Source organism: Saccharopolyspora griseoalba (assembly GCF_042665275.1).
Taxonomy (GTDB): domain Bacteria; phylum Actinomycetota; class Actinomycetes; order Mycobacteriales; family Pseudonocardiaceae; genus Saccharopolyspora; species Saccharopolyspora griseoalba.
On the sequence record NZ_JBHTCJ010000001.1, the window covers coordinates 761,404 to 775,660 of the forward strand.

At 72.9% G+C, this 14,257-nt stretch carries 15 protein-coding genes; 10 read left to right on the forward strand and 5 right to left on the reverse strand.

Annotated elements, in window-relative coordinates:
• Window positions 1-6: 6 nt before the first annotated feature.
• Genes pcaB through ACFQRI_RS03570 form a run of 4 tightly spaced genes read left to right on the forward strand, consistent with a single transcriptional unit; the run spans window position 7 to window position 3,279 of the window.
• Window positions 7-1,332: a 3-carboxy-cis,cis-muconate cycloisomerase gene (pcaB, locus tag ACFQRI_RS03555; RefSeq protein WP_380664310.1), complete on the forward strand. Its 1,326-nt coding sequence runs from the start codon at window positions 7-9 to the stop codon at window positions 1,330-1,332.
• Window positions 1,329-2,093: a 3-oxoadipate enol-lactonase gene (gene pcaD / locus ACFQRI_RS03560; protein WP_380664312.1), complete on the forward strand. Its 765-nt coding sequence runs from the start codon at window positions 1,329-1,331 to the stop codon at window positions 2,091-2,093. The genes pcaB and pcaD overlap by 4 nt, the downstream gene beginning before the upstream one ends.
• On the forward strand, window positions 2,090-2,458 hold the full coding sequence (pcaC, locus tag ACFQRI_RS03565) for a 4-carboxymuconolactone decarboxylase (RefSeq protein ID WP_380664314.1): 369 nt from the start codon (window positions 2,090-2,092) through the stop codon (window positions 2,456-2,458). Before pcaD ends, pcaC begins: the two co-directional genes overlap by 4 nt.
• 20 nt (window positions 2,459-2,478) lie before the next feature.
• Entirely contained in the window at window positions 2,479-3,279 is an 801-nt protein-coding gene (locus ACFQRI_RS03570; protein ID WP_380664316.1) for an IclR family transcriptional regulator, read from the forward strand.
• A 21-nt stretch (window positions 3,280-3,300) separates the two neighbouring features.
• Here the strand turns inward: ACFQRI_RS03570 and ACFQRI_RS03575 are convergent, their stop codons facing one another.
• On the reverse strand, window positions 3,301-4,053 hold the full coding sequence (locus tag ACFQRI_RS03575; RefSeq protein WP_380664318.1) for a FadR/GntR family transcriptional regulator: 753 nt from the start codon (window positions 4,051-4,053) through the stop codon (window positions 3,301-3,303).
• 151 nt (window positions 4,054-4,204) lie between these two features.
• Between ACFQRI_RS03575 and ACFQRI_RS03580 the strand changes: the two genes are divergently transcribed.
• From ACFQRI_RS03580 to ACFQRI_RS03600, 5 genes are all read left to right on the forward strand, one after another.
• Window positions 4,205-4,939 (forward strand): (Fe-S)-binding protein, encoded by a 735-nt coding sequence (locus ACFQRI_RS03580; RefSeq protein ID WP_380664320.1) that lies wholly within the window; start codon window positions 4,205-4,207, stop codon window positions 4,937-4,939.
• 17 nt (window positions 4,940-4,956) lie between these two features.
• Complete coding sequence (locus tag ACFQRI_RS03585; protein WP_380664590.1) at window positions 4,957-6,378, forward strand: LutB/LldF family L-lactate oxidation iron-sulfur protein; 1,422 nt, start codon at window positions 4,957-4,959, stop codon at window positions 6,376-6,378.
• Window positions 6,375-7,004 carry a LutC/YkgG family protein gene (locus ACFQRI_RS03590; RefSeq protein ID WP_380664323.1) on the forward strand — a complete coding sequence of 210 codons (630 nt, stop codon included), beginning with the start codon at window positions 6,375-6,377 and terminating at the stop codon, window positions 7,002-7,004. Before ACFQRI_RS03585 ends, ACFQRI_RS03590 begins: the two co-directional genes overlap by 4 nt.
• Window positions 7,005-7,079: 75 nt before the next feature.
• Window positions 7,080-8,246, forward strand: a complete 1,167-nt coding sequence (locus tag ACFQRI_RS03595; protein ID WP_380664325.1) for an acyl-CoA dehydrogenase family protein — start codon at window positions 7,080-7,082, stop codon at window positions 8,244-8,246.
• A 175-nt stretch (window positions 8,247-8,421) separates the two neighbouring features.
• On the forward strand, window positions 8,422-8,634 hold the full coding sequence (locus ACFQRI_RS03600) for a hypothetical protein (protein ID WP_380664327.1): 213 nt from the start codon (window positions 8,422-8,424) through the stop codon (window positions 8,632-8,634).
• A gap of 27 nt (window positions 8,635-8,661) precedes the next feature.
• On the opposite strand, the gene ACFQRI_RS03605 is transcribed toward ACFQRI_RS03600, so the two are convergent.
• Window positions 8,662-9,360: a GPP34 family phosphoprotein gene (locus ACFQRI_RS03605; RefSeq protein ID WP_380664329.1), complete on the reverse strand. Its 699-nt coding sequence runs from the start codon at window positions 9,358-9,360 to the stop codon at window positions 8,662-8,664.
• Between the two features lie 226 nt (window positions 9,361-9,586).
• Between ACFQRI_RS03605 and ACFQRI_RS03610 the strand changes: the two genes are divergently transcribed.
• Entirely contained in the window at window positions 9,587-11,458 is a 1,872-nt protein-coding gene (locus tag ACFQRI_RS03610; RefSeq protein ID WP_380664332.1) for an ABC transporter ATP-binding protein, read from the forward strand.
• 22 nt (window positions 11,459-11,480) lie between these two features.
• On the opposite strand, the gene ACFQRI_RS03615 is transcribed toward ACFQRI_RS03610, so the two are convergent.
• The 3 genes from ACFQRI_RS03615 to ACFQRI_RS03625 form a co-directional block, all read right to left on the reverse strand.
• Window positions 11,481-11,975 carry a MarR family winged helix-turn-helix transcriptional regulator gene (locus ACFQRI_RS03615; RefSeq protein WP_380664334.1) on the reverse strand — a complete coding sequence of 165 codons (495 nt, stop codon included), beginning with the start codon at window positions 11,973-11,975 and terminating at the stop codon, window positions 11,481-11,483.
• A gap of 27 nt (window positions 11,976-12,002) precedes the next feature.
• Window positions 12,003-12,989, reverse strand: a complete 987-nt coding sequence (locus tag ACFQRI_RS03620; RefSeq protein WP_380664336.1) for a hypothetical protein — start codon at window positions 12,987-12,989, stop codon at window positions 12,003-12,005.
• A 181-nt stretch (window positions 12,990-13,170) separates the two neighbouring features.
• Window positions 13,171-14,163 (reverse strand): PHP domain-containing protein, encoded by a 993-nt coding sequence (locus ACFQRI_RS03625; RefSeq protein ID WP_380664592.1) that lies wholly within the window; start codon window positions 14,161-14,163, stop codon window positions 13,171-13,173.
• Window positions 14,164-14,257: the final 94 nt, after the last annotated feature.

Below are 14,257 nucleotides of genomic sequence, written 5' to 3' on the forward strand. Positions count from 1 at the left end.
GGTCGGGTGTTCGGAGCGATGTTCAGCACCTCGCTGGCCACCGCGCGCACGTCGCGGGAGGGCTGGCTGCGGTCGATGCTGGACTTCGAAGCGGCGTTGGCCGGAGCCGAGGCCGACGCCGGGGTGATCCCCCGGCGGGCGGCCGAGGACATCGCGGCGAACTGCCGGGCCGAGCTGTTCGACGCCGAGTCGATCGAGCAGCGCGCGGCGAGTTCGGCGACGCCGGTGATCGCGCTGGTGGCCGACCTGGGTTCGCTGGTGGCCCCCGACAGCAGGCCGCACGTGCACCGCGGAGCCACCAGCCAGGACGTCGTGGACACCGCGGCGATGCTGATCGCCCGGGACGTGCTGGACGCGGTGCTGGCGGATCTGCGGGAGGCGGCCGAGCACTGCGCGAGGCTGGCCCGCGAGCACCGGGAGACCCCGCTGATCGCTCGCTCGTTGCTGCAGCAGGCCCTGCCGAGCACGTTCGGCCTGCGATGCGCGGGCTGGTTGACCGCGCTGGACGAGGCGATCGCCGCGCTGCGCCGCGTGCGGGAACGACGGCTGGCGGTGCAGTTCGGCGGCGCGGCGGGAACGCTCGCCTCGCTGGGCGCCGAAGGTCCGCGCGTGCTGGCCGCTCTGGCCGCGCGGCTGGACCTGGCCGAACCGGTGCTGCCCTGGCACACCGACCGCACCCGCATCGCCGAGCTCGGCGGTGCGCTGGGCGCCGCGTCCGGGGCGCTGAGCAAGATCGCGCTGGACGTCCAGCTGCACGCCCAGACCGAGGTGGGTGAGCTCGCCGAGGCCGCACCCGGCGGCTCCTCGGCGATGCCGCACAAGCAGAACCCGGTGTCCTCGGTCTTGATCACCGCGGGGACCGACCGGGTGCCGGGGCTGGTGAGCACGCTGCTCTCCGCGATGCCGCAGGCCTACGAGCGGGCCGCGGGCGCCTGGCAGTCGGAGTGGGAACCGCTGGGCGAACTGCTGCGGCTGGCCGCGAGCGCGAGCGCGCGGGCGCGGGCGATGCTGGCGGACCTCCGCGTCCGCACCGATCGGATGACCGCCAACCTCGAGCTCACCGGCGGCCTGGTGCTGGCCGAGAACGCCGCGGGCAAGCTGATGGCGGCCATGGGCCGCGACGCGGCCCAGCAGCTGGTCGCCGAGCTGTGCCGCAAGGCGGTGCGCGAGGGCACCGCGCTGCGCACCGAACTGCTCGCCGAACCGCAGGTGCGGTCGGTGCTGTCCGAGGCCGAGGTGCACCAGGCCACCGATCCGGCCGACTACCTGGGCGCGGCCGGGGACTTCGTGGACCGGGCCCTGGCCGCGCACGCTGAACGGGAGGACTGTTGAAGGTCGACTACGAGCTCACCGGGCCGAACGACGCGCCGGTGGTGGTGCTGTCCAACTCGCTGGGCAACGACCGAACCCTGTGGGACGCCCAGCTCCCGGCGCTCGCCGAGCGCTTCCGGGTGCTGCGCTACGACCAGCGCGGGCACGGCGCGACCCCGTCGGCCCCGGGGCCCTACGGCCTGGCCGATCTCGGTGGCGACGTGCTCGAACTGCTCGACGACCTCGGCATCGCGGAGGCCCGCTTCGCGGGCGTGTCGCTGGGTGGGATGACCGGCATGTGGCTGGCCGAGAACGCGCCGGAGCGCATCACCGCGCTCGTGCCGATCTGCACCTCGGCCGACCTCACCCCGCCCGAGGCGTGGCGGGAGCGCGCCGCGCAGGTGCGGTCCAACGGCACCGAGTCGATGTTCGAGGCGACCTTGCCGCGCTGGTTCACCCCGGCGCTGGCCGGCGATCCGCAGGTGCGGGAGAAGTACCGGGCGATGCTGGCCGCCACCGACGACGAGAGCTACGCGGGCTGCTGCGAGGCGATCGCGAGCATGGACATCCTCGACGACCTCCCGCGCATCGCGGCGCCGACGCTGGTGATCGCGGGCGCGCAGGACTCGGCCACTCCCCCGGCGCACGCCGAGCAGATCGCCGCGGCGGTTCCGGACGCCAAGGTCGAGGTGATCGCCGAGGCCGCGCACCTGGCCAACGCCGAGCAGCCCGAGGCGGTCAACCGGCTGCTGGTCGAGCACTTCTCGGGCGGTGCGCGGTGAGCTACGAGGAGGGGATGCGGGTTCGCCGGGAAGTCCTGGGCGGTGCGCACGTCGACCGGGCCAACGAGCGGAAGACGCCCTTCACCGCGGGGTTCCAGGAGTTCATCACCCGCTACGCGTGGGGCGAGGTGTGGGCCGGGGACGGGATCGACCGGCAGACCCGCAGCATGCTGACGCTGGCGCTGCTGGCCGCCACCGGCTGCGAGGACGAGTTCGCGATGCACGTTCGCGCCGCCCGCCGCAACGGCGTTCCCCCGGAGGCCATCCGCGAGGTGCTGATGCACGTGGCGGTGTACGCGGGCGTGCCGAAGGCGAACACGGCGTTCGGGATCGCCAATACCATCATCGAGGAGGAGCACGACTGAACCGATCAGAGGGGGATCACGTGGAGCCCGAATCCGACACCGGCGCCGGCTACGTGCAGTCGCTGGCGCGCGGGCTGGCGGTCATCCGCGCGTTCGACGAGTCGAGCCCGGAGATGACGCTGTCCGAAGTCGCCCGCTCCACGAACCTCTCGCGCGCGGCGGCCCGGCGGTTCCTGCACACCCTGGTCCAGCTGGGCTACGTGTGGAGCGACGGCCGGGTGTTCGCGCTGACGCCGCGGGTGCTGGAGCTGGGATTCGCCTACCTGTCCAGCGTGTCGCTGCCGGAGATCGCCCAGCCCCACCTGGAGCACCTGGTCTCCGAGGTGCACGAGTCGGCTTCGGTCTCGGTGCTCGACGGCGGCGACATCGTCTACGTCGCCCGCGTGCCCACCTCGCGGATCATGACGGTGTCGATCAACATCGGTACCCGCTTCCCGGCCTACGCCACCTCGATGGGGCGCGTGCTGCTGGCCGACCTGCCGGAGGACAAGCTGCGCGCGCAGCTCGACGAGGTGGAGCTGGCCCCGCTGGGCCCGCGCACCATCACCGATCCCGCGGAGCTGCGCGAGGAGCTGGCGCGCGTTCGCCAGCAGGGCTGGGCGCTGGTGGACCAGGAGCTGGAGGCCGGGCTGCGGTCGATCTCCGTGCCGATCAAGGATCGCTACGACCGGGTGGTGGCCGCGGCGAACATCTCGTCGCACGCCAGCCGCACCAGCCCGGAGCAGGCCCGCGAGGTCCTGCTCCCGCCGCTGCTGGAGACCGCTCGCCGCATCGCGGCGGACCTGGCGGTCTCGCCGCAGTCGCGCGCCGTGGTGCGGTGACGCGGCGGCGGAGCCCGCGCGTCAGAGGTCGTCGGCCCAACCGTGGCGGTAGAACGACCTGATGTGGGCCTCGGTGCGGGATTCGGCGGCGTCCGCGTCGCCGTCGAGCAGCGCCTGGTAGATCCGGCGGTGATCGGCCCGGAGGCCTTCGGCGATCTCGAACCACTCGTCGCCGAGCTGGTCGAACGCGGCCAGCAGGGGCCTGCGCATCGACTCGCGAATCGCGATGGTCATGTCCGCGACCAGGCGGTTGCCGCCCGCCTCGGCGATCCGCACGTGGAACTCGGTGTCGAGGTCGTTGAACCGCTGCCGGTCGCAGTCCGGGTCGTCCATCTCGTCGAGCAGCTCGGCCAACCGCTGCAGGTCGTCGGGCCGGGCGAGCTGCGCGGCGCGGCGGGCGCTCTCCCGTTCGAGCATGATGCGCGCCCGGACCACGTCGCTGGTCGGGAAGTTCGCCAGCGCGACGTGCAGCCGCAGCAGGCGGGTCAGGGCCGGGCTGGGCAGCGCGGCGACGGTCGTGCCCGAGTCGGGCCCGGTCCCGACGCCCATCCGCAGGACGCCCTGGGCCTCCAGCGCGCGGAAGGCCTCGCGCACCGCGGCGCGGCTGACTCCGAGCATCTTGGCCAGGTCCCGCTCGGCGGGCAACCGGTCGCCGACCTTGAGCGCACCGGCCAGGATCTGCTCCTCGACGCGGTCGATGACCAGCTCGTAGGTGCGCGTGCGCGCGACGGGGCGCCAGGAGGTGGTGTCCTCGTCCGGGTCGAACTCGCCCAATGGGATCCCCTTTACACGCGCGGTCGGCGCTGCCTAGGGTATAGCCCACCTGTGGTCAGACCATAGAATGGTCCTCCAGTCTCCAGTGGCGTGCGCGGCGGATCGCGCGAGGATCGTGCTGACCGGGATGGAAAGGACCGGTGATGCGCTCATGAGGGTTGCGCTGTTCGCGACCTGCCTCGGTGACACGATGTTCCCGGACGCGCCCAAGGCGACGGTGCAGGTCCTGGAGCGGCTCGGCTGCCAGGTGGAGTTCCCGCTCGGCCAGACCTGCTGCGGCCAGATGCACACCAACACCGGCTACCGCCGCGAGGCGAGGTCGTCGGTGCGCACCTTCGTGGACGCCTTCGCCGACTACGACGCGGTGGTCGCCCCCTCGGGTTCGTGCGTGGCCTCGGTGCGGCACCAGCACGCGCAGGTCGCCGCCGGTGACGAGCGGCTGACCCGCGCCGTCGAGCGCACCGCCCCGAAGGTCCACGAGCTCTCCGAGTTCCTCGTCGACCAGCTGGGCGTCGAGGACGTGGGCGCGTACTTCCCGCACCGGGTGACCTACCACCCGACCTGCCACTCCGCCCGGTTGCTGCGGGTCGGCGACCGGCCGCTGCGGCTGCTGCGCGCGGTGCGCTCGCTGGACCTGGTCGAGCTGCCGGCCGCCGAGCAGTGCTGCGGCTTCGGCGGGACGTTCGCGCTGAAGAACTCCGACGTGTCGGTGGCGATGGGCGCCGACAAGGCCCGCCACGTGCGCGAGACCGGTGCCGAGGTGCTGTGCGCGGGCGACAGCTCGTGCCTGATGCACATCGGCGGCCTGCTCTCGCGGCAGCGCTCCGGGGTCCGGGTGCTGCACCTGGCCGAGATCCTCGCGAGCGCGGAAGGAGCCGAGCGGTGACCGCCACGCATCTGGGCATGCCCGATTTCCCGAGCGCCGCCAAGGAGAAGCTGGCGGACTCCCAGCTGCGGCACAACCTGGCCAGCGCGACCTCGACGATCCGCGGCAAGCGCGCCGAGGTGGTCGGGGAGCTCGACGACTGGGCGCAGCTGCGCGAGGCGGGCGCGGCGATCAAGTCGCACACGCTGTCCAACCTGGACACCTACCTGGAGCGCTTCGAGGCCGCGGTGACCGAGGCCGGCGGCACCGTGCACTGGGCGCGCGACGCCGACGAGGCCAACCGGATCGTCACCGATCTGGTGCGCGCGACCGGCGAGCGGGAGGTCGTCAAGGTCAAGTCGATGGCCACCCAGGAGATCGAGCTCAACGAAGCGCTGGCCGAGGCCGGCATCGACGCCTGGGAGACCGACCTGGCCGAGCTGATCGTGCAGCTCGGCGAGGACGCGCCGAGCCACATCCTGGTGCCTGCCATCCACCGAAACCGCGCGGAGATCCGGGAGATCTTCCGCCGCGAGATGGGCAAGGTCGGTGTCGCCGCGCCCGAGGACCTCACCGACGACCCCGCGCGGCTGGCCGAGGCGGCCCGGCTGCACCTGCGGGAGAAGTTCCTGCGGGCCAAGGTCGCGGTGTCCGGGGCGAACTTCGCGGTGGCCGACAGCGGCACCCTCGTCGTGGTCGAGTCCGAGGGCAACGGCCGGATGTGCCTGACCCTGCCGGAGACGCTGATCAGCGTGGTGGGCATCGAGAAGCTGGTGCCCAGCTGGCAGGACCTGGAGGTTTTCCTGCAGCTGCTGCCCCGTTCGAGCACGGGCGAGCGGATGAACCCCTACACCTCGACGTGGTCGGGCGTGTCGCCGGGCGACGGCCCGCAGGAGTTCCACGTGGTGCTGCTGGACAACGGCCGCACCAACGCGCTCGCCGACGAGGTCGGGCGGCAGGCGCTGCGCTGCATCCGGTGCTCGGCCTGCCTCAACGTGTGCCCGGTCTACGAGCGCACGGGAGGTCACACCTACGGTTCGGTCTACCCCGGGCCGATCGGCGCGGTGCTCAACCCGCAGCTGCGCGGCACGGAGTCCGACGTGGACAAGTCCCTGCCGTACGCGTCCTCGCTGTGCGGAGCGTGCTACGACGTCTGCCCGGTGGCCATCGACATCCCGGACCTGCTGGTGCACCTGCGCACCCGCGTGGTCGAGGAGCACGAGCGCAAGACCCCGCTGGACGCGCTCATGGGCGCCGCCTCGTGGGTGCTGGGCGATGCCAAGCGGCTGACCGCGGTGCAGAAGATGGCGTCGTGGAGCCGGAAGCTCATGGGCCGCAGGTCGACGATCGGGCGGCTTCCCGGCCCGCTGGCGAAGTGGACCGACGCGCGCGACGCCCCGGCTCCCGCCGAGGAGTCGTTCCGCGCCTGGTGGCAGCGCACTCGAGGAGGCGACCGATGACCGACGCGCGCGAGGCCGTCCTGGGCCGGGTTCGGCGAGCGCTAAGCGGCGCTCACCGCGGTTCGCCGCAGGAGGTGCGCCGGGACTACCGCACGACCCGACCCGTCGAGGATCCGGTCGGCCTGTTCTGCGAGCGGGTCGCCGACTACCGGGCGACCGTCGAGCGCACGTCCGGCGAGGGGCTGCCCGCGGCCATCGCGGCCGCCGCCCGCGGGGCCGGCGCGACCCGGCTGCTGACCCCCGACGGCGCACCACAGGTGTGGTCCTCGGCGCTCGGCGACGACTTCCAGCTGGTCGGCGCGGATGCGGACACCGCGGCGTTGGACCAGGTGGACGCGGTGATCACCACGGCTGCGGTGGGCATCGCCACGACCGGCACCATCGTGCTCGACCACGGTCCGGGGCAGGGGCGCCGCGCGGCCACGCTGGTGCCCGACGTGCACGTGTGCGTGGTCGCCGAGCGGCAGGTCGTCGACGACGTGCCCGCCGCGCTGTCCCGGCTGGACCCGGCGCGGCCGATGACGTTCATCAGCGGCCCCTCGGCGACCAGCGACATCGAGCTCAACCGGGTCGAGGGCGTGCACGGCCCTCGCAAGCTGCACGTCCTGGTCGTTCCGGAGGACTAGGTGGTCCCGGCGCGTTCCGGGCGCGCCGTCGTGCACACTGGTCACCCGGACCAGTGATCGAGGAGGAACCGCGTCATGGTGGCGGAAGCCGAGCCCGATGCCGAGTTCATCTCCGCCGCCGAGGAGATCCGCCCGACCCTCGCCGCCGAGCGCGCCGACGGTGAGCAGCGGCGGGCCCTCACCGATGCGGCGGTGCGCGCGATGGACGAGGCCGGCGTGTTCCGGGCCTGGGTGCCGCGCCGCTTCGGCGGCTCGGAGCACGGCCTGGAGACGATGATGGCGGCCACCGCCGAGGTCTGCCGCGGGGATCCCTCGGCGGGCTGGCTGGCGCTGATCCTGGGCAGCGGCGACTGGCTGGTCGGGCTGTTCCCGGACGCCGCGCAGGAGGACGTCTTCGGCGACGACCCGGCAACGCGGATCTGCCAGGTGCTCACCCCGAAGGCCGAGGCGGTGCCGGTCGACGGCGGCTGGCGGGTCAGCGGCCGGTGGGCCCCGGCGTCGGGGTGCCTGCACTCGCAGTGGGCGATGCTCGGCGTGACGCTGCCCGACGACGCGGCGTTCGCGCTGGTGCCGATGAACGAGCTGACCGTGCACGACACGTGGTTCACCCTCGGCATGCGCGCCACCGGCAGCAACCTGCTCTCCGGCGAGGACCTGTTCGTCCCCGAGCACCGCGTGCTGCGGCGCTCCCCCGCGCTGCGCGGCGAGTTCCCGCGGGTGCGCAACGACTCCCCGCGCTACCGCGTGGCGCTGGTGCCGACGCTGATCACCTTCCTGATCGCCCCGATGGTGGCGATGGCCGAGCAGGCGCTGGAGCACGTGGTCTCGCGCTCCGGGGAACGCGGCGTCCCGTTCACCAGCTACCGGGCGCAGCGCGACTCGACGGCCTTCCAGCTGGCGGTCGCCGAGGCGGCGACGAAGATCGACGTCTCGAGGTTGATCGCGCGGGACAACGCCGCCTCGCTCGAGGGCCACGCGCGCGCCGGCACGCATCCCGAAGCGCTGGAGCGCGCGCGGTTGCGCAGGAACGCCGCGCACGCGGTGCGGCAGTGCCGGGAGGCGGTCGACGAGCTGGTGTCCGCGGTCGGCGCGGGAGCGGTGGCCGAGTCCGACCCGCTCGAATCGCTGTTGCGCGACATCCAGACCGCCAGCAGGCACGCGATCGCTCATCCGAGCGCCAACGCCGAGGTGTGGGCCCGAGAACTGCTGGGCATCGACCCGAACATCAGCCAGATGATCTAGGACCGTCACCGCCTCCGCCGGAAATCGCGGTGCGTGCTAGGTTCTCGTCTCGTCCGGCCGCGGCGCCGCGGGTGACGCGGCCACACGATCAAGTGACTGCGGGAACCGCGCCTCGGCGGCCTCGGTCTCAGCGGTGTCGTTGTCCAGAGGCGTTCGGTCGAAGGAAGGGGTCGCCGTGCCAGACATCCGAGTCCGGCTCCGTGGCGGACCGCAGGACGGTCACGAGGTCACCGTGTCCGCCGATGCATCGGGGAAACCGGTCCCGCGCATCTCGTTGCCCGCGCGGGTGCCCAACCCGGAGGCCGTGCCGCCGCAGCTCATCTACGAACGAGCCAGCCGGACCGGGGACGGCACCTGGGAGTTCCGCTACGTGGGCGCCGAGACCTGAGCACCCGCCCGCCCGGGCGCGCCCGGCTCACCACGGCGCCCTGATCGACGAGCGTGCGCACAGGTCGCTCAACTCGTCGACCAGGGCGCGCAGCGCCGGCGGGAACCTGCTCCGCCACGCCTCCATGCGCGCCTCGCCCTGGCCCGCGGCGCGCTTGGAGAGCTCGATCTGGCGCAGCACCCCGGTTTCGCGGACCAGCAGCGCCAGCACGATGTCGGCGAGGCGCTGCGAGGGGCTGATCATCCCGTTGCGGGCCGCGTTGTCGTCGTCGGTGAACAGCCGCTCCAGCACCTCGGCGGTGCTCCCGACCTGGTTGTTCACCGTCCGCCACGCGGTGAGCGGACCGCCGCGCCGCCCGCCGCTCGGGCGGACCTCGCGCAGCGCGTCGACCAGCACCAGCCGGGCGCGCACCTTATGGCCGGCGTCGTTGCCGAGGAGCTCGAACCAGCCGCGCAGGTCGCGTTCGGCCCCGTGGCGCACCTCGCGGAGGATCGTCCAGGCCAGGAAGTCCGGACACCTGCCCGGACCGCTGGGGCGCACGACGGGGGCGAGCGCGATCTCGTCGTCGAGGACCAGCTCGCCGAGCAGCGCCGCGGCGCACCCCATCGCCAGCCGCTCGTCGAGGATCCCCGGCGCGAGCCGGTCGTCGCCGGTGTGCGCGGCCAGGAAGAAGCGGTCGGCCAAGCGCGAGGGCAGCCGTCCGCCCGCGGGGTGTGCACCGCTCATCTCCGCCACCAGATCCACCGGAACAGCACGCGGCGTGACGCAACGCGTCATCATTCATCCCCGCCCGGCAGATCGTCGCGCTCGTGGCCGAATCGTTGCCCGCGGGAATCGCCACGCAGTGTGAGCAGAATCCGCGTTCGGCGGATCCCATTGACTTCGACCTAGCACGAAGTCCGAGGATGTTGTGGTCCCGAACTTCACCACCACGACCGCGAGGACATTCAGGATGAACGCGACCTGGGCGACGATGCGCTCCTTCGCCCGCGACGATTCGGTCACCCGGCAACGCCTCTCCGCCGGCCTGCTCCGCCGCATCGCCGGCTACGCCCGCCCCTACCTGAGCGACATCGTGCCGTTCCTGGTGCTGGTGGCGCTGACCGCGGTGCTCGGCGTGGTGACGCCGCTGCTGTTCAAGGCGATCATCGACAACGGCATCGTGCCGCGGAACATGTCGGTGGTGGTGTGGCTGTCGCTGGCGGTGGCCGCGGTCGCGGTGCTCGAAGCGGCCATGAGCCTGGCGCAGCGCTGGTACTCCGCCCGCCTCGGCGAGGGCCTGATCTACGACCTGCGGCGCGAGGTGTTCGACCACGTGCAGCGGATGCCGGTGGCGTTCTTCGTGCGCGCCCAGACCGGCGCACTGGTGAGCAGGCTGAACAACGACGTCATCGGGGCGCAGCGGGCGCTGACCAGCACGCTGTCCTCGGTGGTGTCCAACGTGCTGAGCCTGGTGCTGGTGCTGGCCACCATGTTCACCCTGTCCTGGCAGATCACCCTCATCGCGCTGCTGCTGCTCCCGCTGTTCCTGCTCCCGGTGCGCTGGGTGGGCAGGCGGCTGCAGCGCATCACCCGCGAGCAGATGAAGCTCGACGCCGAGATGAGCTCGCTGATGACCGAGCGCTTCGGGGTCGCCGGGGCGATGCTGGCCAAGCTCTACGGCCGCGCCGACGAGGAGTACGACCGGTTCTCGCAGCGCGCCGAGAGGGTCCGCGACATGGGCGTGATCTCGGCGATGTACAGCCGGGTGTTCATGGTGGCGCTGACGCTGCTCGCGGCGCTGGCCACCGCGGTCGTCTACGGCCTCGGCGGCGGGTTGGTGCTGTCCGGGGCCTTCCAGCTGGGCACCCTGGTGGCGCTGGCGACGCTGCTGAACCGGCTGTACGGGCCGCTGACCTCGCTGTCGAACGTGCACGTGGACGTGATGACCGCGCTGGTGAGCTTCGACCGGGTCTTCGAGGTACTCGACCTCGAACCGATGATCACCGAGAAGCACGGGGCCCGCGCGCTGCCCGAGGGGGACGCGGACATCGAGTTCGACCACGTGTCGTTCCGCTACCCGGCTTCCCACGAGGTCTCGCTGGCCTCGCTGGAATCGGTCGCGCGGCAGGACAACTCGCCGGCCAACCACGTGCTGCACGACGTGACCTTCCGGGCGGAGCCGGGCCAGACGATCGCGCTGGTGGGGCATTCGGGTGCGGGCAAGACCACGATCACCAACCTGGCCGGGCGGCTCTACGACGTGGATTCCGGTGCCGTGCGCATCGGTGGGGTCGACGTGCGGGACGCTTCGCTGTCCTCCCTCTACGGCACCGTCGGCGTGGTCACCCAGGAGGCGCACCTGTTCCACGACTCGATCCGGGCGAACCTGGCCTTCGCCCGCCCGGACGCCAGCGAGCAGGAGCTCCTGGAGGCCCTGCGGACCGCGCAGCTCGCGCACCTGGTCGAGACCCTGCCCGACGGGCTCGACACGGTGGTCGGCGATCGCGGGCACCGGTTGTCGGGCGGCGAGAAGCAGCGGTTGGCGATCGCGCGGCTGCTGCTCAAGGCACCGCCGATCGTGGTGCTCGACGAGGCGACCGCGCACCTGGACTCGGAGTCGGAGGCGGCGGTGCAGCGGGCGCTGGCCACGGCGCTGTCCGGGCGCACCGCACTGGTGATCGCGCATCGGCTGGCCACCATCCGCGAGGCCGACCGGATCCTGGTCATCGACGAGGGCACGATCGCCGAGACCGGCACGCACTCCGAGCTGCTGGCCCGAGGAGGCCACTACGCCGAGCTCTACCGGACCCAGTTCGCCCCGCAGACCGACGAGGCGGCCTGAGGGCTGCCCCGCGGTGCGCCGGCTACGACTGCGGCGGGGTGACCGAGAGGGTCCCCTCCGGGTCGACCTGGGCGAGCATGGCCGCGCACAGCGCGTCGAGGGCGTCTATCTGTCCCGTGTCGAGGCCGTCGAGCAGCAGCTTTCGCACCTGCTCGACGTGCCCCGGGGCGGAGGCGACCACCTTGGCCAGCCCGGCTTCGGTGAGCTCGGCGATGTTGCCGCGCGCGTCGTCCTCGGCCCGGCGTCGCCGCACGAAGCCCTGCTTCTCCAGCCGGGCGACCACGTGGGACACCCGGGACGGGGAGGCGTTGGACTGGTGGGCCAGGTGGCTCATCCGCAGCTCGTGCCCGGGCGCTTCGGAGAGCATCGACAGCACCCAGTAGCCGAACATGGTCAGCCCGGCGTCGCGCTGCAGCTGGGCGTCGAGCTGTGCGGGCACCACGGTCATCAGCGCGGCGAACTTGCGCCACGCGTGCTGCTCCCGGTCGTCGAGCCATCGGGGATCGCTGTCGGTCACCCGTCGACCCTAGCAGTGCTTGAAGGTTCACGCAGGGATGTTGACCAGCGGTGAAACTCCCCGGGCAGCGCAGAACGCACCGATCCTCTCGCGCAGCTCGATGGCCTGGGGCGCGGACTGGTGGCGGGTGCGGTGCAGCGCGCGGACCAGCTGGCGCAGCCTGCGCACGACCGCCTCGGTGCGCCGGCTCGCGGCGGCGGTGAGCACCGCGCCGATCTGCTCGCCGGCCCCGTCGAGGTCGTCGGCCGCGATGCGCACCGCCGCCAGGTCCAGCCGGGCGAGGCACAGCTCCCCGACGCGGGTGCGCTCGGGCGGGTCCTGCAGGTATCCCTCGATGGCTTCGGTGACCGCCCGCTCGGCGCGGGCCAGCCGGTGCTGCCCGCCCAGCCAGAGCTCGGTGGTGGCGGCGTAGGCCTGCTGCTTGGGCAGCGGGAACTCCATGAGCCCGCCGGGCTGGTCGGGTCCGCCGACCTCGCTGCGGGCCAGGGCGGTGCGGGCCAGCGCCTGCTCGGCCGCGATGGCATCGCCGAGGTGGGCGTGCGCGCGGGCTTCGACAGCCGCCAGCCGCACCATCGCGGTGCCGATCTCGGGAACGAAGCGGCGACCGTCGGCGGCCAGCTCGACGGCGTCCCGGTGCCGCTCGTCCCAGTAGGCGATCAGCGCTTCGGTGCCCCGGATCCAGCAGCGCAGCGCCTGGTCCTCGGCGAGCTCCGCGCAGCGGTGCGCGGTGCGCACCTGACCTTCGGCGGCCGAGAGCCGACCCTGGTCGAACGCGGCGTTGGCCATGGCCGCGCAGATCAGCCCGGTGGTGCGCAGCAGCTCCCGCGAGCGCTCGGCGGGCTTGCGCCGTTCGAGCGCCTTGAGCGCCTTGTCCCGCATTTCCCGCAGCTCCACGAACAGCGGGAACACGGGTTGGTGCGGGTAGGCCACGATGATCCGCACGACCTCGCCGTGGAAGCGCTCCGGTGCCTGCGGCCCGCCCTGGGCGGGAACGCGCGATTCGCTGGCCGGCATACCTGCCTCGCTCTCGACGTGCGCCCTGCTGACCTCGAAAGCCGGTCCGGCACCGCGCGCCGCTTCGTCGCGCCGGGGGCTCGCTTTCACGGTGGCACTCGCGCTGAGCGCCGCGCAAGCTCCCCGAACTCGACCGGACCAGCCGCATCACCTGGTCGCAGCGAACCCGGGGCGGTCGTCCTCAGCGCGCGAGCAGTTCCGCGGCCGCGCGGGTGTTGATCACGCGTTCGGGGTCGATGCCGCACTCCTCGGCGCGGGCGCAGCCGTTGGCGAGCCAGTCGAGCTGACCGGGCGCGTGGGCGTCGGAGTCGATGGCGAAGCGGCAGCCGAGGTCGCGGGCCAGGCGCAGGAGCTCGCGCGGCGGGTCGAGCCGGTCGGGACGCGAGTTGATCTCCACGGCCACGTCGTGCTCGCGGCAGGCGGTGAAGACCGCGCGGGCGTCGAAGGTGGACTGGGCGCGCTTGCGCTCGCCGATCAGCCTGCCGGTGCAGTGCCCGAGGACGGTGACCTGCCCGGAGCTCACCGCCGCGATCAGCCTGCGGGTCATCCGCGGTGCCTCCATCCGCAGCTCGGAGTGCGCGCTGGCGACCACGACGTCGAGCTCGGCCAGCAGTTCCGGGTCCTGGTCGAGACCGCCGTCGGCGAGGACGTCGACCTCGATGCCGGTCAGGACTCGGAAGGGCGCCAGCCGCCCGTTGAGCTCGGCGACGACGTCGAGCTGTTCGCGGAGGCGTTGCGCCGACAGCCCGCGGGCCACTCTGAGCCGGGGTGAGTGGTCGGTGAGCGCGAGCCAGTCGTGGCCGAGCCAGCGGGCGGCCTCGGCCATCTCGGCGATGGTGCTGCCGCCGTCGGACCAGTCGGAGTGGGCGTGGCAGTCACCGCGCAGCCGCTCGCGCAGCGCACCACCCCGCTCCGGGGCTCGCACCTCGGCGCGGAGCTTGGCCAGGTAGTCGGGCAGCACACCTCGGACGGACTGCGAGATGACGCCGGCCGTGGTGCGACCGATCCCCTCGATGTCGGTGAGCGTGCCGTCGGCGGCCCGGCGGTCGAGGTCCTCGCGCTGCTGGGCGATGCCCGCAGCGCGCCGGAACGCGCGCACCCGGTAGGTGGGCGCGTTCTGCCGCTCCAGCAGGAAGGCGATCTCGCGCAGCGCTGCGCCGGCGTCCGGGCTCACCCGTCCTTGGTAGCCGGAGCCGACCGGCAGCGCCAGCCGGCGAGGCACCCTGCTCCGCTGGGCGGTGCGGGCGGCCGGACCCGAGCGGCTCCGC

Bases quoted from the DNA above. Each gene is read 5' to 3' on its own strand.
- ACFQRI_RS03590 (WP_380664323.1), top strand. From the start codon at position 6,375: ATGACCGACGCGCGCGAGGCCGTCCTGGGCCGGGTTCGGCGAGCGCTA.
- ACFQRI_RS03585 (WP_380664590.1), top strand. From the start codon at position 4,957: ATGCCCGATTTCCCGAGCGCCGCCAAGGAGAAGCTGGCGGACTCCCAG.
- ACFQRI_RS03580 (WP_380664320.1), top strand. From the start codon at position 4,205: ATGAGGGTTGCGCTGTTCGCGACCTGCCTCGGTGACACGATGTTCCCG.
- ACFQRI_RS03595 (WP_380664325.1), top strand. From the start codon at position 7,080: ATGGTGGCGGAAGCCGAGCCCGATGCCGAGTTCATCTCCGCCGCCGAG.
- ACFQRI_RS03620 (WP_380664336.1), bottom strand. From the start codon at position 12,989: ATGCCGGCCAGCGAATCGCGCGTTCCCGCCCAGGGCGGGCCGCAGGCA.
- ACFQRI_RS03605 (WP_380664329.1), bottom strand. From the start codon at position 9,360: ATGAGCGGTGCACACCCCGCGGGCGGACGGCTGCCCTCGCGCTTGGCC.
- ACFQRI_RS03610 (WP_380664332.1), top strand. From the start codon at position 9,587: ATGAACGCGACCTGGGCGACGATGCGCTCCTTCGCCCGCGACGATTCG.